14 protein-coding genes and 1 pseudogene are annotated in these 16,958 nt (G+C 68.1%); 6 read left to right on the top strand and 9 right to left on the bottom strand.

All coding sequences use genetic code 11. The annotated features are described in order from the left end of the window. Positions 1-66: 66 nt before the first annotated feature. Together BSY19_RS16580 and gatB are read right to left on the bottom strand one after the other, a co-directional pair. The gene (locus BSY19_RS16580; protein ID WP_069055105.1) at positions 67-573 is read right to left on the bottom strand and encodes a GNAT family N-acetyltransferase; all 507 of its coding nucleotides are present in this window, start codon (positions 571-573) and stop codon (positions 67-69) included. Between the two features lie 156 nt (positions 574-729). Continuing rightward, complete coding sequence (gene gatB, locus BSY19_RS16575) at positions 730-2,211, bottom strand: Asp-tRNA(Asn)/Glu-tRNA(Gln) amidotransferase subunit GatB (RefSeq protein WP_069057184.1); 1,482 nt, start codon at positions 2,209-2,211, stop codon at positions 730-732. A 228-nt stretch (positions 2,212-2,439) separates the two neighbouring features. Between gatB and BSY19_RS16570 the strand changes: the two genes are divergently transcribed. From BSY19_RS16570 to BSY19_RS16560, 3 genes and pseudogenes are all read left to right on the top strand, one after another. Next, a complete protein-coding gene (locus BSY19_RS16570; protein WP_069055104.1) occupies positions 2,440-3,612 on the top strand; it encodes an efflux RND transporter periplasmic adaptor subunit in 1,173 nt (390 codons plus the stop codon). A gap of 68 nt (positions 3,613-3,680) precedes the next feature. Further along, positions 3,681-6,874: pseudogene (locus tag BSY19_RS16565) on the top strand (efflux RND transporter permease subunit). Positions 6,875-6,915: 41 nt separating this feature from the next. After that, positions 6,916-7,620, top strand: a complete 705-nt coding sequence (locus BSY19_RS16560; protein ID WP_069055103.1) for a glycine-rich domain-containing protein — start codon at positions 6,916-6,918, stop codon at positions 7,618-7,620. A gap of 97 nt (positions 7,621-7,717) precedes the next feature. Here the strand turns inward: BSY19_RS16560 and BSY19_RS16555 are convergent, their stop codons facing one another. The 5 genes from BSY19_RS16555 to BSY19_RS16535 form a co-directional block, all read right to left on the bottom strand. Then, complete coding sequence (locus BSY19_RS16555) at positions 7,718-8,950, bottom strand: HlyD family secretion protein (protein ID WP_069055102.1); 1,233 nt, start codon at positions 8,948-8,950, stop codon at positions 7,718-7,720. Further along, entirely contained in the window at positions 8,943-9,431 is a 489-nt protein-coding gene (locus tag BSY19_RS16550) for a hypothetical protein (RefSeq protein WP_069055101.1), read from the bottom strand. The genes BSY19_RS16555 and BSY19_RS16550 overlap by 8 nt, the downstream gene beginning before the upstream one ends. A gap of 154 nt (positions 9,432-9,585) precedes the next feature. After that, positions 9,586-11,067: an Asp-tRNA(Asn)/Glu-tRNA(Gln) amidotransferase subunit GatA gene (gatA, locus tag BSY19_RS16545; protein ID WP_069055100.1), complete on the bottom strand. Its 1,482-nt coding sequence runs from the start codon at positions 11,065-11,067 to the stop codon at positions 9,586-9,588. Positions 11,068-11,194: 127 nt separating this feature from the next. After that, positions 11,195-11,482 carry an Asp-tRNA(Asn)/Glu-tRNA(Gln) amidotransferase subunit GatC gene (gatC, locus tag BSY19_RS16540; RefSeq protein WP_069055099.1) on the bottom strand — a complete coding sequence of 96 codons (288 nt, stop codon included), beginning with the start codon at positions 11,480-11,482 and terminating at the stop codon, positions 11,195-11,197. A gap of 350 nt (positions 11,483-11,832) precedes the next feature. Further along, entirely contained in the window at positions 11,833-12,531 is a 699-nt protein-coding gene (locus BSY19_RS16535) for a metal-dependent hydrolase (RefSeq protein WP_069055098.1), read from the bottom strand. A gap of 160 nt (positions 12,532-12,691) precedes the next feature. Between BSY19_RS16535 and ade the strand changes: the two genes are divergently transcribed. The 3 genes from ade to BSY19_RS16520 are packed head-to-tail and all read left to right on the top strand — an operon-like array spanning position 12,692 to position 15,044. Further along, the gene (ade, locus tag BSY19_RS16530) at positions 12,692-14,392 is read left to right on the top strand and encodes an adenine deaminase (protein ID WP_069055097.1); all 1,701 of its coding nucleotides are present in this window, start codon (positions 12,692-12,694) and stop codon (positions 14,390-14,392) included. 57 nt (positions 14,393-14,449) lie between these two features. Beyond that, positions 14,450-14,728, top strand: coding sequence for a ribbon-helix-helix domain-containing protein (locus tag BSY19_RS16525; RefSeq protein ID WP_069055096.1), 279 nt, complete (start codon positions 14,450-14,452; stop codon positions 14,726-14,728). Next, the gene (locus tag BSY19_RS16520) at positions 14,715-15,044 is read left to right on the top strand and encodes a type II toxin-antitoxin system RelE/ParE family toxin (protein ID WP_069055095.1); all 330 of its coding nucleotides are present in this window, start codon (positions 14,715-14,717) and stop codon (positions 15,042-15,044) included. The genes BSY19_RS16525 and BSY19_RS16520 overlap by 14 nt, the downstream gene beginning before the upstream one ends. Here BSY19_RS16520 and BSY19_RS16515 read toward each other — a convergent pair. Together BSY19_RS16515 and BSY19_RS16510 are read right to left on the bottom strand one after the other, a co-directional pair. Beyond that, positions 15,041-16,024: an Ldh family oxidoreductase gene (locus tag BSY19_RS16515; protein WP_069055094.1), complete on the bottom strand. Its 984-nt coding sequence runs from the start codon at positions 16,022-16,024 to the stop codon at positions 15,041-15,043. The genes BSY19_RS16520 and BSY19_RS16515 overlap by 4 nt on opposite strands. Next, positions 16,021-16,950: a hydroxyacid dehydrogenase gene (locus tag BSY19_RS16510; RefSeq protein ID WP_069055093.1), complete on the bottom strand. Its 930-nt coding sequence runs from the start codon at positions 16,948-16,950 to the stop codon at positions 16,021-16,023. Before BSY19_RS16510 ends, BSY19_RS16515 begins: the two co-directional genes overlap by 4 nt. Positions 16,951-16,958: the final 8 nt, after the last annotated feature.

The following is a 16,958-nucleotide window of genomic DNA, read 5'->3' as shown; positions in this document are numbered from 1 at the left end:
GAGAGTGAGGCATGGCGGGCGCGGCGCGGCAACCGGCGTGGACGCACAGGCCGGTTGCGGCAGCGGCTATGCGGCGAACAACCGCTTGGCCATCAGCAGGGTGTTGGGGGTGTCGTCACGGCCGTCGAAGCGGGCCTGGCGCTGCAGGAAGAAGCCCATCCGCTCGTAGAAGGTGATCGCCGGCTCGTTCTGGCTCTCGACCTCGAGGCGCGCCACCGGCGCCTGCGGGAAGCAGGCCAGCGTCACCTGCAGCAGGGTGCGGCCGATGCCGACGCCCTGCCAGGCCGGCAGGACATAAAGCCGCGTCAGCAGCGCGGCGCGGTCGCGCTCGGTGCGGGCACTGGCGGTCGCGACGATCTCGCTCCCGACGAGCGCGACCAGGAAGGCGCCGTTCTCGCGGCCGAGCTGGGCGCCCAGGTTCTCCAGGGAATGCCAGGCATTGGTGATCTCGGCGACGCGCTGCCAGCCATAGATGCCGTCATAGGTGGCGTGCCAGGTCTCGACCAGCAGCGCCCGCACCGCCGGCAGATCGGCGGCTTCGGCGTCGCGGATGACGAGATCGGCCGGGGTCATGCCCGGAGTCCCGTCCGCGAGGGACACGCCGCCGTCATCCCGGGCTTGACCCGGGATCCATTCCGGAGCGCTTCGGAACCAGGTTCAGGCATGGATCCCGGATCTCCGCTTCGCTGCGTCCGGGATGACGGCGTGTTGCCAGCGCCGCCCATCCCGTCACTCGATCCCCAGCTTCGCCTTCAGGATCTCGTTCAGTGCCTGCGGGTTGGCCTTGCCGCCCGAGGCCTTCATCGCCTGGCCGACGAACCAGCCCAGCATGGTCGGCTTCGCCTTGACCTGCTCGACCTTGTCGGGATTGGCGGCGATCAGCTCGTCCACCGCCTTCTCGATCGCAGCCGTATCGGTGACCTGCTTCATGCCGCGGGCCTCGACGATCGCGCGCGGGTCGCCGCCCTCGCTCCAGAGGATCTCGAACAAATCCTTGGCGATGCGCCCGGAAATGACGCCCTCGCCGATCAGGTCGACGAGCCCGCCGAGCTGGGCGGCGGAGACCGGCGAGGTCGTGACGTCCTGGCCCTCCTTGTTGAGGCGCCCGAACAGCTCGTTGATGACCCAGTTGGCCGCGGCCTTGCCGTCGCGCCCCTTGGCGACGGCTTCGAAGTAATCCGCCTGCTCGCGCTCGGCGACCAGCACCGAGGCGTCATAGGGCGAGAGCCCGTATTCGGCGATGAAGCGGGCCTTCTTGGCGTCGGGCAGTTCCGGCAGATGCGCCTTCAGCTCGGCGACGAAGGCATCGTCGAATTCGAGCGGCAGCAGGTCGGGATCGGGGAAATAGCGGTAGTCATGCGCCTCTTCCTTCGAGCGCATCGAGCGCGTCTCGGATTTGGCGGGGTCGTAGAGGCGGGTTTCCTGGTCGATCGTGCCGCCATCTTCGAGGATGCCGATCTGGCGGCGCGCCTCGACCTCGACGGCCTGGCCGATGAAGCGGATCGAGTTGACGTTCTTGATCTCGCAGCGCGTGCCGAGCGGGCTGCCGGGCTTGCGGACGGAGACGTTGACGTCGGCACGCAGGTTGCCCTTTTCCATGTCGCCGTCGCAGGTGCCGAGATAGCGCAGGATGGTGCGCAGCTTGGTGACATAGGCGCGCGCCTCGTCGGCCGAGCGCAGATCGGGCTTGGAGACGATCTCCATCAGCGCCACGCCCGAGCGGTTGAGATCGACGAAGCTCATCGTCGGGTGCTGGTCGTGGATCGACTTACCCGCGTCCTGCTCGAGATGCAGCCGCTCGATGCCCACCGTGATCTGCTCGGTCGGCGAGAGATCGACGACGATCTCGCCCTCGCCGATGATCGGGCTCTTGTACTGGCTGATCTGGTAGCCCTGCGGCAGGTCCGGATAGAAATAGTTCTTCCGGTCGAAGACCGAGCGGTTGTTGACCTGCGCGTTGAGGCCGAGCCCGGTGCGCACCGCCTGGCGGACGCATTCGGCGTTGATCACGGGCAGCATGCCGGGCATCGCGGCGTCGACGAGGCTGACATGGGCGTTGGGCTCGGCGCCGAAGGCGGTCGAGGAGCCCGAGAACAGCTTGGCGTTGGAGGTGACCTGGGCATGGATCTCCATGCCGATCACGATCTCCCAGTCGCCGGTCGCACCCTTGATCAGCTTCTTGGGGTCGGCGGGGCGGGCATGCGCGTTCATCATCGGTGTTCCGGCTCGAAAGGGGTCGCCTGACGGTTACGACCTCGGCGCGCGGGCGGCAAGCTTCTGTTGCACTCCCGACACCGGCTGTCGGGATTGTGGCATAGTGTGCCCCAATCTCGCCTTGTGAGGGATGACGGATCTTGACAATCGTCAGTCCGCTCCCCTTGTAGCGGCAAAGGCCGGAAACCCTCAGGTTGTGCCGGCCGCACCATCCGGAGCTCTACCATGTCACATCGCCGCTCGGCGCCGATATCGCTGACCTATTCGGCCGCGTGCCTGCTGGCTTCCGTCGCCTTCGGCCTCGGCGAGGCCCGCGCCCAGGGCGGGCCGCCGCCCGCGCCGCCGGTGCAGGTCTCGGCGCCGCTAGCCCAGCGCGTCACCAACTGGGACGAGTTCACCGGCCGCTTCGAGGCCAGCGAGCAGGTCGAGGTGCGCGCCCGCGTCTCCGGCTTCCTCGACTCGATCCACTTCAAGGACGGCGACCTAGTGAAGAAGGGCGACCTGCTCTTCACCATCGATCCCCGCCCCTACCGGCTCTCGGTCGATGCCGCCCGCGCCGAGGTGGCGCGCGCCAAGGCCCAGGTCGAGCTCGCCCAGAACGAGGTCGAACGCGCCGAGGGCCTGACCCAGAACCGCACCATCACGGCCCGCGACGTCGACCAGCGCCGCGCCAACCTCAACAGCGCCATCGGCTCCCAGCAGGGGGCGGAAGCCAATCTGAAGACAGCCGAGCTCAATCTCGAATGGACCGAGGTGCGCGCGCCGCTGGCGGGCCGCATCTCGAACCGCCGCGTCGACCCGGGCAATCTGATCGCGGGCGGCCAGTCCGGCGCGACGTTGCTGACGACGATCGTCGCGGTCGATCCGATCTACTTCACCTTCGACGCGTCGGAAGCCGATTACCTGCGCTGGCAGCGCCGCGCCAGCGACCTGCGGACGACGGCCTCGCGCGAGGCCGGCATCGTCGCCGAGGTGCGCCTGTCGGACGAGCAGGAGTGGAAGCGCCGCGGCCGGATCGACTTCGTCGACAACACGCTGAACGCACGCTCGGGCACGATCCGCGGCCGCGTCGTGTTCCCCAACGCCGACCAGTTCCTGACGCCGGGCACCTTCGGCCGGCTGCGCGTCTTCGCCGGCGAGGGCGACGCCCTGCTGGTGCCCGACAGCGTGATCGTCTCCGACCAGGCCAGCAAGATCGTCCTGACGGTGGGGCCCGAGAACAAGATCGTGCCCAAGCCGGTTGTTCTGGGCCAGATCACCCGGGGACTGCGCGTCATCCGCACCGGGCTTTCGCCGGAGGACAAGGTCGTCATCGGCGGCTTCGCCAACCCGATGGTGCGCCCCGGCGCGACCGTCACGCCGCAGCCGGGCGAGATCAAGCCCAACGGCAGCAACTGAACCGCGCCTCGAACCAGCCCCGGGCGGCCGCCGGCCGCCTGCCCTGACGCCAGGCCAGGACCCTTTTCATGTTCCGTTTTGCCCATTTCTTCATTGACCGGCCGATCTTCGCCACCGTGCTCTCGGTGCTGCTGACGATCGCCGGCGCCATCGCCCAGCGCGGCCTGCCGATCGCGGAGTATCCCGAGATCGCGCCGCCGACGGTCTCGATCACCGCGACCTATCCCGGCGCCTCGGCCGAGGTCGTCGCCGCCACGGTGGCGACGCCGATCGAGCAGGAGGTCAACGGCGTCGACGACATGCTCTACATCTCGTCGCAGTCGACCGGCGACGGGCGCGTCACGATCAACGTCGTGTTCAAGGCCGGCGTCGACATCGACCAGGCGCAGGTGCTGGTGCAGAACCGCGTCGCCGCCGCCGAGGCCCGGCTGCCGGCGGATGTGCGCGCGCTGGGCATCCAGACGCGCAAGGCCTCGCCCGATCTGATGATGGTCATCAACATGATCTCGCCGGACGGCTCGCGCGACGCCCAGTACGTCTCCAACTACGCGACGCTCTATGTGAAGGACGTGCTGACCCGTATCGACGGCGTCGGCAACGTCCAGGTCTTCGGCGCGCGCGACTTCTCGATGCGCATCTGGCTCGACCCGGCCAAGGTCGCCTCGCGCAACCTGACCGCGGGCGACGTCGTCGCGGCGCTGCGCGCGGCCAACGTCCAGGTCGCGGCCGGCGCCATCAACCAGCCGCCGGCGACGCAGGGCGGCGCCTTCCAGCTCTCGGTCAACACGCTCGGTCGTCTCACCGACATCGCCGAATTCGAGAACATCGTCGTGCGATCGGACGCCAATGGCGGCACGATCCGCATCCGCGATATCGCGCGCGTCGAGCTCGGCTCGCAGGATTACACCACCAACGCCTATCTCGATAACAAGAACGCGGTGGCCATCGGCATCTTCCAGCGTCCGGGCTCGAACGCGCTCGCGACCGCCGAGACGCTGATCAAGACCATGAACGACATGGCCAAGCAGTTCCCCTCCGGCGTCGAGCACCGCATCATCTACAACCCGACCGAGTTCATCGGCGAATCGGTCAGCGCGGTCATCCACACGCTGGTGGAAGCCGTGGCGCTCGTCGTCGTGGTCGTCATCCTGTTCCTGCAGACCTGGCGCGCGGCGATCATCCCGATCATCGCGATCCCCGTCTCGCTCGTCGGCACGTTTCTGGTGATGAGCGCGGTCGGCATTTCCTTCAACACGATCTCGCTGCTCGCGCTGGTGCTCGCCATCGGCATCGTCGTCGACGACGCGATCGTCGTGGTGGAAAATGTCGAGCGCTATCTCGCCGAGGGGATGAGCGCCAAGGAGGCCGCGCACAAGACCATGGACGAGGTCGGTGGCGCGCTGCTCGCCATCGCGCTCGTGCTCTGCGCCGTGTTCATCCCGACCGCCTTCATCAGCGGGCTGCAGGGCACCTTCTACCAGCAGTTCGCCGTGACCATCGCGGCCTCGACGGCGATCTCCTGCTTCGTCTCGCTGACGCTGTCGCCGGCGATGGCGGCGCTGCTGCTGAAGCCGCACGGCCATGACGAGGGCCAGAAGCACGGCTTCCTCTACACGATCGGCGCCCCCGTCCGCGGCTTCTTCCGCTACTTCAACGCCGGCTTCGACTGGCTCTCGCGCAACTACGGCGCGCTGACCTCGCGGCTGATCCGCTTTGCCGTGCTGCTGCTCGTCTTCTATGCCGGGCTGATCGCTCTGACGGTCAATCGGCTGTCGGTGACGCCGACCGGCCTCGTGCCGCAGCTCGACCGCGGCTATTTCATCGTCGCCTTCCAGCTGCCGCCCGGCTCGTCGCTGCCGCGCACCGATGCGGTCATCCGCAAGGCGACCGACGTCGTGCTGTCGCGACCGGGCGTCGCCCATGCGGTCGCCTTCGCCGGGCTCGACGGCGCCACCTTCACGATCGCGCCCAATACCGGCGTCATCTTCGTGACCCTGTCGTCGTTCGATGAGCGCCAGAAGCTCAAGCTGACCTCGGACGGCATCCTCGCCGACCTGCGCCGGCAGATGTTCGCGATCAACGAGGCCTTCGCCCTGGTGATCCCGCCCCGGCCGTGCCGGGCATCGGCACCGGCGGCGGCCTCAAGGGCTATGTCCAGGACCGTTCGGGCCGCGGCCTGCCTGCGCTCGAGGGCGCGACCTGGGTCGTCGCCGGCTCGGCGGCGCAGGTGCCGGGTATCCAGCAGCCCTTCACCCTGTTCTCGACCAAGACGCCGCAGGTCTTCGCCGACATCGACCGCACCAAGGCCGAGATGCTGGGCGTGCCCATCACCCGCGTCTTCGAGACGCTCTCGGTCTTCATGGGCTCGGCCTATATCAACGACTTCAACCTGCTCGGGCGCACCTACCGGGTGACGGCGCAGGCCGACAATCCGTTCCGGCTCGATCTGAGCGACGTCGCCAACCTGAAGACCCGCAACACCGACGGCGAGATGGTGCCGATCGGCTCGGTCGCCTCCTTCTCGGACACGACCGGCGCCTATCGCGTGCCGCGCTACAACCTCTATCCGGCCGCCGAGGTGCAGCTCTCGATGGCGCGCGGTTTCTCGACCGGACAGGGCATCGCGGCGATCGAGAAGATCGCGGCCGAGCGCCTGCCCTCGGGCTTCGGCTTCGAATGGACCGAGATCGCGCTGCAGGAGAAGCTCGCGGGCAACACCGCCATCATCGCCTTCGGGCTGGCGGTCGTCTTCGTCTTCCTGCTGCTGGCGGCGCTGTACGAGAGCTGGATGCTGCCGCTCGCGGTCATCCTGATCGTGCCGATGTGCATTCTCGCAGCGATGTTCGGGGTCAACTATGCCGGGCTCGACCGCAACATCCTCGTCGATATCGGCCTCGTCGTGCTGGTCGGCCTCGCCGCCAAGAATGCGATCCTGATCGTCGAATTCGCCAAGCAGGCGGAGGACGAGGGCATGAACCGGCGCGATGCGGCGATCGCGGCGGCGCGGACCCGGTTGCGGCCGATCCTGATGACCTCGCTCGCCTTCATCCTCGGCGTGCTGCCGCTGACGATCTCGACCGGCGCCGGCGCGGAGATGCGCCAGGCGATGGGTGTGGCGGTGTTTTCCGGCATGCTCGGCGTGACGATCTTCGGGCTGATCTTCACCCCGGTTTTCTATGTCGTCGTCCGCTGGCTGGCGGATCTGCGCAAGACAAAGCGCACAGAACCGCCGCATGGGGATGCATCCGCCGCTCACCCGTGATCAGATCGCCCCCGTCCCGGATTCCACCGCGACGGGGGCAGATGATGGTTCCATGGATACTCGGCCTGGTCGCGATACCGCTGGCGACCCTCCTGATAGCCGGCGCCCTGTTCTGGCCGAGCTATCGCCGCCTGCAGCGCGCCGAGTTCATCAGAACCTATGAATGGCCGCCTGGGCTGCTCGACAAGCTCGCCGGCCATCATCGCGGCTTCACCCGCAAGGACAGCGCGCTGGTCGCACAGGGCCTGCGGCAGTTCTTCCTGGCCTATCTCAACAGCGGCCGCGCCTATGTCGCGATGCCCTCGCAAGTCGCCGACGACCTTTGGCACGAGTTCATCCTCTACACCCGAGCCTATCAGGCGTTCTGCCAGGAGGCCTTCGGCGGATTCCTCCACCACACGCCGGCCGTCGCCCTCGCGCCGGGGCGCAAACGGGACAATGCCGGGCTTCGTCGGGTCTGGCTGCAGTGCTGCCGGCTCGACGGCATCAACCCGGTCAAGCCGACACGCCTCCCGCTGCTGTTTGCGCTCGACACCAAGCTGAACATCCCCGGCGGCTATCGCTACGAGCCCGATTGCGCGCAGCTTCGCCGCCACGGCGACGCCGGCACGCAATGCGGCGGAGATTTCTCCAGTTCGTCCTATGACGGCGGAACGGACGGGATGGGCGATAGCGGCCGTTCCGACAGCGGATCAAGCGATGGCGGCGGTGACGGCGGTAGCTGCGGTGGAGGCGGCGGGGATTAGCGTTCGGTGATCCCGAGCGGACAAACGGCCGTCATCCCGGGATGACGGCGTGGTTGTCCTCACCCAACCCCATCAGGCACCCTGGGCCACGCCCCTGTCAGTGCCCGCTGAGCACCAGCATCTTGACCGGCAGCAGCAGCGCCTGGATGCGCAGCATCACGGCGTGGACGACGCCTGTGGCGTCGACGACGTGCAGCGCCAGGCTCTTGAAGGTGCCGACCTTGCCCGAAGCGATCAGCTCGTGATTGCTGGAATAGGCGTTTGCGACACAGCTCGAGCCGGGGAAGACGCCGTCCAGCCCGCCCTCGTAGAGCGGCTCGAGGAAGACGAGCACGGTGCCCGGCCGCTGGATCTGCTGGGCGTCCATGAGCTGGTCGCCGGTCCGGAACTGTCCCGCCGCGATGAATTCCTGCACGTCGGTGATGACCATCGGAATGATCGTCCACGGCTTCGAGATGCAGGCGACCTCCGCGGCCATGCCGACCTTGAGCACCTGCGCCTCGAGCTGGCTGAAGCCGGCCTGCAGCGCCTTGCGGCCGGCGGTGGCGGGGATCAGGACGCCGGCCGAGCGCATGAAGGGATTGACGAGGTCGCCGACCTGCAGGGCGAACTGCTCGATGTGGCCGGCGACACCGGCGCGCACCACGGTCTTGGCCAGATCGACCTCGGCCTGGGCGAGCGCGGCCTCGGCGCTCGCCTTCTCGGCCGGCAGCAGCGCGGCGATGCGCGCCTGGGCGGCCTCGCGCGAGGCGGTGGCGGCCGCAACCGTCGCCTCGCGCCCCTGGACGACGTTCTCGAGCCGCTCGATCTCGCGGGCGGCGACGATGTCGTCATTGCGGCGCTTGAGCTCCTGCTTCGTCCGCAGTTCGTCGAGGGCGAGCTGGAGCGAGCTGCGCGCCTCCTGGATCTTGGCCTCGTTGGCGAGGATGTCGACCTTGGCCACGGCGAGTGCCGCCTCGACCTCGCCGACCTTGCGGCGGGCCGTCTCGACCGCAGCCTGCTGCTTGGCATCGTCGAGCCGGAAGATCGGCTCGCCCTGGCCGACCTTGCCGCCCTGGCGGACATAGATCTCGGCGACGCGCCCGCCGCTCTCGGGCACGATCGGCACGGTGCGGAAGAACAGCGTCGCGTTGGTGGTCGAGGGATGGTTGTAGAAGATCACCGTGATCAGCGAGACGGTGAGCATCAGGCAGCCGATGATGCCCCAGCGCAGCTCGAACCAGACCGAATACAGCGTGATCTCGTGGCCGAAGCGCTTTCCCTGGCCATAGCGGCGGTAGAGATAGTCCGGCAGGATCGTCAGAAGCGAGCAGATCAGGATCTCAACCATGGGCCGGCGCCTCCTGCTGGGCGGTGCGCACGGCGGCGGCAGGCTGGCTCGTGGTGGCGGGTGACGCGGTTGCTGCAGGCGGCGGATCGCCTGCGCCCTTCGCGGCTGGCGCGGGCTCGTCCTCGTCCCGCTCGGGCGGGATGCCCGCGATCTTGTCGAGCGCCCCGGCCATGCGGCGCAGCGGGTTCCAGACGTCGGGAATCTCGATCAGGGCGAGCAGCAGGCCCGCAACCCAGAACAGGTGGATATGGGTGAACAGCGCCAGCAGCCCGAGCACCGCGACGATCTCGAACTGCAGCTTGTGCGCCTTGTGCGCCATCCGCTCCGGCAGCGTGTGCAGGCGCAGGAACAGCAGCCCGAAGCCCAGCACCGAGCCGATGATGATGACGGCCGCCAGGACCATCATCGCGTCGGTCTCGTTCGGCGCGGTGATGAAGGGTGGCAGGTGGTGCGGAGCGGCGGGATGGAGCGGTGCGGCCAAGGGGGGGTCTCCAGGCAAGAGCGCTGGAGCTCGTCCGTCACGGCCTCACGGCAGCGGCATCCCTGCCACAGCCCTGGCTTTGACACGCTCCCCCCAACGTTATCCGATCTGACTCAGATTGCGCCGGGCTGTCAAATGACCGTTTCGCGTCGGTTCAGGCCCACCAGCGCCCGGAGACCGGGAAACGGCCCGCCGCCTGCTCGATCACCTCCCCCAGCGCAAACAGCGTCTCCTCGTCGAAGGGGCGGCCGATCAGCTGCAGGCCGAGCGGCAGGCCCTGGCTGTCCAGCCCCGCCGGCACGGCGAGGCCGGGCAGGCCGGCCATGTTCACCGTCACCGTGAAGATGTCGTTGAGATACATCTCGACGGGATCGGCCGAGCCCTTCTCGCCGATGCCGAACGCCGCGGATGGCGTGGCCGGAGTCAAAACAGCGTCGATGCCGGCCGCATAGGCCTCGTCGAAGTCGCGCTTGATCAGGGTCCGGACCTTCTGGGCGCGGACATAATAGGCGTCGTAATAGCCGGCCGAGAGGACATAGGTGCCGATCATGATGCGGCGCTTGACCTCGGTGCCGAAGCCGGCCGCGCGGGTCTTCTCGTACATCTCGACGATGTCCTTGCCCTGCTCACGCAGGCCGTAGCGGACGCCGTCATAGCGGGCGAGGTTGGACGAGGCTTCGGCCGGGGCGACGATGTAATAGGCCGGGAGCGCGTATTTGGTGTGGGGCAGCGAGATCTCGACGATCTCGGCGCCGGCGCTCTTGAGCCAGTCGATGCCCTGCTGCCAGAGCGCGTCGATCTCGGCGTTGAGCCCGTCCAGCCGGTACTCCCGGGGGATGCCGATCTTCATGCCCTTCACGGACCGGCCGACCGCCTTCTCGTAGTCTGGCACGGCGGCGTCGACGCAGGTGGTGTCCTTGGGATCATGGCCGGCCATGGAGCGCAGCATCACGGCGCAGTCGCGCACGCTCTTGCCGATCGGCCCGGCCTGATCGAGCGAGGAGGCGAAGGCGACGATGCCCCAGCGCGAGCAGCGGCCATAGGTCGGCTTGATGCCGACCGTGCCGGTGAAGGCGGCGGGCTGGCGGATCGAGCCGCCGGTATCGGTCGCGGTCGCCGCAAGGCAGAGATCGGCCGCAACCGCGGCGGCCGAACCGCCGGAGGAGCCGCCGGGCACCAGCGGAGTCTCGGAGCCGGTCCGCCGCCAGGGATTGACGACGTTGCCGAAGGCCGAGGTCTCGTTCGACGAGCCCATGGCGAATTCGTCGTTGTTCAGCTTGCCGAGCATGACGGCGCCGTCGCGCCAGAGCTGGCCCGAGACGGTCGATTCATAGGGCGGCACGAAATTGCCGAGGATCTTCGAGCAGGCGGTGGTGCGCACCCCTTCCGTCGCGAAGAGATCCTTGATGCCGAGCGGCAGGCCTTCGAGCGGGCCGGCCTCGCCCTTCGCCAGCTTCGCGTCGGAGGCGGCCGCCTGCTTCAGCGCGTGCTCGGGCGTCTCCAGCACATAGGCGTTGAGCGCGCGTGCCTTTTCGACAGCCGCGATATGGGCCTGCGTCAGCTCGGTGGAGGAGAAGCTCTTGGCCTTCAGCCCGTCGCGGGCTTCGGTCAGGGTCAGGCGGGTGAGATCGGTCACGGGCAGTATCCGGATTCAGTGAAGGCAGTGGAACCGTCATGGCGAGGAGCGCAGCGACGAAGCCATCCAGGAGCAGCAGCGCTCGACGTCCTCTGGATTGCTTTGCTGACGCTCGCAATGACGGGCGTCACTCGATGACCTTGGGCACCATGAAGTAGTCGTCGTCGGCGGCCGGGGCATTCGCGACGATCTTGGCCGCGATCTCGCCGTCGGTCACCACGTCCTGCCGCTGCTTCATCGCCATCGGCGTGACCGAGGTCAGCGGCTCGACACCCTCGACATCGACCTCGTTGAGCTGCTCGACGAAGCCGAGGATCGCGTTGAGCTCGCCTTGCAGCTTGGGCAGATCGGCCTCCGGAACGGCGATGCGCGCCAGATGCGCGACGCGTTTGACGGTGGCGAGATCGACCGACATGGCGGACTCCTGAGACGGGGCGGCGCGGGCGCCGATGATTGTCAGGGCTATAAGCGCAGCCGCGGGCACCCGCAACAGAAGCCCGTGATTTACCCGAAGCGACGGCGAGAACCCCTCTCCTGCTTCGAAGTCGGGTCTACCCGACTTCGACACTCAAAGTACTGATCTCGGGCAAGCCCGAGATCAGTGAGAGGGGCAGGGGTGAGGTGTAGGCCCTTTGACCCGTGAAGCGGCAACCTGACGGCGGCAACGGTCAGGTCTCGGCCCAAGCGTCCAACGGCCGACCCCTCACCCTGCCCTCTCCCTACGGGAGAGGGTTCCCCGCGGTTTTGCTGGCCGTGTCGTCGCCCTCAGACCGTGAACGCCTCGCCCTTCGTCGGCACCAGCGCCTGGATGCCGCTGCCCGCGAGTCCTGCGACGAAGGCGTCGGCATTGGCGTCGATCAGCGGGAAGGTGCCGTAATGGCAGGGAATCGCCAGCTTCGGCTTGACGAAGCGCGTCATCGCCAGCGCCGCGACCTTGCCGCCCATGGTGAAGCGGTCGCCGACCGGGCAGATGCAGGCCTCGACACCGTGGATCTCGCTGATCAGGGCCATGTCGGAGAAGATGTCGGTGTCGCCCATGTGCCAGAGCGTCTTCTCTCCCTTCGCCTTGATGATCGCGCCATTGGCGTTGCCGAGCGGCACGGAGACCCCGGCCTCGCCCATGCCGGCCGAGTGATCGGCGCGGACCCAGGTCACGCTGAAGGCACCGAGATCGATCGTGCCGCCGGTGTTGACCGGCTGGAAGCTCTTGAGGCCTTTCGACGCCAGATGCATGGCGAGGTCGTAATTGGTGATGACCGTGGCGCCCGTGCTCTGCGCGATGGCCAGCGTGTCGCCGACATGATCGCCATGGCCATGGGTGACAACGATATGGGTCACGCCCGTCGAGACGGCCGCGACGTCGCCCGCGAAGACCGGGTTCCCTGTGAAGAACGGGTCGATCAGGATGACCGCACCGTCGATCTCGGCGCGGAAGGCGGAATGGCCGTACCAGGTCAGTTTCATGCGAAGGCTCCTGCGAGGCGATCAGGCGAGATGGGCGATCGGATATAGATCATCGCCGTCGTGATTGGGATGACATCACGGTGCCAGAATGGTGGCGCAATCGACAAGCGATCGTCAGCCGTGCACCCTCCCCGCCCTGAATGATGCTGGACAGCAACCCATGACCGATGCCGCCACCCTCGCCCGCCGGATCGCCCAGGGACGCGGCGACGAGCCTGCCGACCTCGTGATCCGGGGCGCGAGGCTGCTCGATCTGGTGACGGGCGCGCTGGTGGAATCCGACATCGCGCTCTGCGGCGATACGATCGTCGGCACCCATGGCCGCTACGAGGGCAAGGTCGAGCATGACGCCACCGGGCTGATCGCGGTGCCGGGCTTCATCGACACGCATCTGCATGTCGAATCCTCGCTGGTGACGCCGCTCGAATTCGAGCGCTGCGTGCTGCCCCATGGCGTCACCACCGCGATCTGCGACCCCCACGAGATCGCCAATGTGCTCGGCGTCGACGGCATCGCCTATTTCCTGCGCTGCGCCGAGGCGATGCGGATGGATCTGCGCGTCAACCTGTCGAGCTGCGTGCCGGCGACGCATCTGGAGACGGCTGGCGCGCGGCTGGAGGCCGGCGACCTGACACCGATGATGGACCACCCGAAGGTGATCGGGCTGGCGGAGTTCATGAACTTTCCGGGCGTGATCCATCGCGATCCCGGTTGCCTGGCCAAGCTCGAGGCCTTCTCCGGCCGCCCCATCGACGGCCATGCGCCGCTGGTCCGCGGGATGGACCTCAACGCCTATCTCGCCGCCGGCATCCGCACCGACCACGAGACGACGACCGCAGACGAGGCGCGCGAAAAGCTCGCCAAGGGCATGGCGATCCTGATCCGCGAGGGCTCGGTCTCGAAGGATCTGCTGCAGCTGATCCCGCTGATCTCGCGCGACGCCTCGCCGTTTCTGGCCTTCTGCACGGATGACCGCAACCCGCTCGACATCGCCGAGGAAGGCCATCTCGACTTCATGATCCGCACCGCCATCGCCCGCGGCGCGGATGTGCTTGCGACCTACCGCATCGCCTCGCTCTCGGCGGCGCGGCTCTACGGCCTGTTCGACCGCGGCTTCATCGGCCCGGGCAAGCGCGCCGACATCGTGCTGGTCGAGGATCTCGCCGCCTGCTCGGTGAAGCGGGTCTTCGCTGGTGGACGGCTGGTCGAGGATAGGCTCTTCGCCGACCGCGTGCCGGTGGCGCCGGTCGGGCTCGGCAGCGTGAAGAGCCGTGCGCTCACGGAGAGCGACTTCCGGGCAGTGGCCCGGGAGGGCGAGACGCCCGTGATCGGCGTCGTGCCCGGCCGCATCATCACCGAGCGGCTGGCGCTGCGGCTGCCCGCCCGCGATGGCGAGGCCCTGCCCGATCTAGCGCAGGACGCGGTCAAGGTCACGGTGATCGAGCGCCACGGACAGAGCGGCGGCATCGCGACGGGCTTCGTCCATGGCTTCGGGATGAAGCGCGGCGCGATCGCCTCCTCCGTCGGCCATGACAGCCATAATCTCTGCGTGGTCGGCGTCGACGCCGCCTCGATGGCCGCCGCCGCCAACCGGCTGATCGCCATCGGCGGTGGCTTTGCGGTCGCCGATGGCGGGGAGGTGACGGCGGAACTGGCGCTGCCGGTGGCGGGGCTGATGAGCGACCAGCCCTTCGAGACCGTGCGGCACAGGCTCGAGGATCTGCGCGCGGCCGCCAAGGCGCTCGGCGTCGCGCTGGCCGAGCCCTTCCTGCAGGTCGCCTTCCTGACGCTGCCGGTGATCCCGCATCTCAAGATCACCGACAAGGGGCTGGTCGATGTCGATGCGTTCGACTTCGTCTGACTGTCGCGACAGCGGCTCGGATGCTAGAATTGCGAGACGTGACAGAGGAGGTCCACGATGGATGATCCGAACACGACGCTGACGGTCACGCTCGGCGATCTCGCCGGGAAGGTCGAGGAACGGGTCCGCTCGGGCGAGTATGGGTCGCCGAGCGAGGTCGTGCGGGCCGGGTTGGAGGCGCTCGCCCGCGAGGAACGGGCGTTCGAAGCCGAACTGAAGGCGAAGGTCGAGGAGGCGCTGGCGGATCCGCGGCCGTCGATTCCGGCTGCGGAGGTGTTTGCGCGGTTGCGGTCCCGCCTCGACGAGCGCGAGGCCCGCGAGGGTGAAACGGTATAAGATCGCCTTCTCGCCACTCGCCGAAGCCGATATCGAAGCGATCGTCGACTGGATCGCCGATCAATCCGGGACTCGCACGGCCCGTGGCTTTGTCGACCGTATCGAGCGCCGCATCGAGTCGTTGCGACACTTTCCGGTTCGCGGGACCCTGAGACATGATCTGGTGCCGGGGTTGCGCCTCATCGGCCTGGAACAGCGGGTCACGATCGCATTCCGGGTCGGTGATACCGAAGTCACCATTGAACGCGTCCTTTACGGCGGACGCGATGTCGAGCGTGCGTTTCCTAAACCGACCGAGACGGAGCCGGACACCTAGTCCGTGCCCAGCAGTTCCTCCGGCATCTCAATCCCTTCCGCCCGCGCCTTCGCCCGCAGCGTCAGGCGGCGCACTCCCGGCAGTCGCGTTCCCTCCTGCGCCTCGATGGCGTGGACCAGCGCGCGCATGCGCTCGTCGAACCAGTTGCCGCCCATGGCGTGCGGGTCGATGGCGAGGATGAGCTGTCCCGTATCGGGCGGACCGCCTTCGGTGTCGAGGAAGGAGGAGGCCTGGAAGCCGAAATGCGCGCCCACCAGAGCCGCGGCGAGGATCTCGACCATCATCGCCAGCGTCGCGCCCTTTGCGTCGCCCAGCGGCACCATGGTGCCGGCGAGCGCAGCCGCGGCATCCGTCGTCGGCTTGCCGTGGACGTCGAGCGCCCAGCCCTCGGGGATGGCCTGCCCCTTCTGCTTGGCGGCGACGATCGGGCCGCGCGCGACCTTGGACAGCGCCATGTCGATGACGACCGGCTCCCGCCCGGCGAGCGGCGCGGCAAAGGCGATCGGGTTGGTGCCGAAGACCGGCTTGGAGCCGCCCCAGGGCGCGATCGCGCCCGGCGTGTTGGCAAACAGCAGCGCGACGAGGCCCTGCTCGGCGAGGCGCTCGACATGCAGGCCGGCGGCACCGCAATGGTTCGAGCGGCGGATCGGTGCCGCCACGATGCCCTGGTCACGGGCGAGATCGGGGATTTCGGCGATGGCGAGGTCGATCGCCGGATAGGCGAAGCCGTGCCCGGCATCGATGGCCAGCACGCCGGGCTTCGGCCGGCTCGCCTTGGGCACGACCTGCCCGTCGATCTTGCCGGCTTTCAGCATGGCGAGATAGGTCGGCACGCGCGACAGGCCGTGGCCTTTCAGCCCGTCGGCCTCGGCCATCACCAGCGCCCAGGCGACGGAGGCCGCATTGGCCGGCGAGGCGCCGGCAGCAGCGAAGAGGTCGGTCAGGCGGGCCTCGGCCCGCTCGAAGGAGACGCGGGTCACAGCCGTCCCTCCAGCGCCGCCATGACGCGCTCGGCCACCAGCCCGGAGACGCGGCCGTTGGATTCGACCGTGTTGCCGGCGATATGGGGCGTCAGGATCAGGTTGGGGACATCGGCGAAGAGCTTGCCGGCGCCGCGCAGGGGCTCCTCGGCGAAGACGTCGATCGCCGCGCCGCCGAGTTTGCCGGCCTTCAGCGCCGCGACCAGCGCGGCCTCGTCCATGATGCCGCCGCGGGCGGCGTTGATCAGGATGGCGTCGGGCTTCATCCGGGCGAGCGCGTCCTTGCCGATCAGACCCTTGGTCTCGGGCGTCAGCGGCAGATGGATGCTGACGACGTCGGAATTCGCCAGCAGCGCATCGAGATCGAGCCGCTCGGCGTTAGCCCAGGCCGGATGGTCGGCCGGGACATAGGGGTCAAAGGCCGAAACCGTCATGCCGAGCAAACGGCCATGGGCGGCGGTGTCGCGGGCGATGGCGCCGAAGCCGACGAGGCCGAGCCGCTTGCCGGCGATCTCGCGGCCGATCAGCTTGGTCTTCGGGAACTCGCCGGCCACCATTGCAGCATTGGCGAAATAGGCGCCGCGCAGCAGCATCATGGCGCTGCCGATGACGTATTCGACGACGGAGAGGCTGTTGGCTCCCGTCGCCGGGAAGACCTTGATGCCGCGCGCCTCGCAGGCCTCCATGTCGATGTTGTCGAGGCCGACGCCGAGCCGGCCGACGACCTTCAGCGCCTTGGCAGCCTCGATAACCGGGCCCCTGACATTGGTCTGGTTGCGCACGATCAGGGCGGGCACGTCGGCGACGAGCTTCGCCAGTTCATCGGGCTTGCCGAAGAGTTCGGGGTCGTGATGGACGTCGTAGCGGGCCTTCAGCGCCGCGACCGCCGCCTCGTCCATGAATTCCGTGATGACGATGTCGGTCATGGCAGGCC

The organism is Bosea sp. RAC05 (genome assembly GCF_001713455.1).
Taxonomy (GTDB): domain Bacteria; phylum Pseudomonadota; class Alphaproteobacteria; order Rhizobiales; family Beijerinckiaceae; genus Allobosea.
The sequence above is the reverse complement of the archived record's forward strand: the minus strand, read 5'-3'. Positions and strand labels throughout refer to the sequence as shown.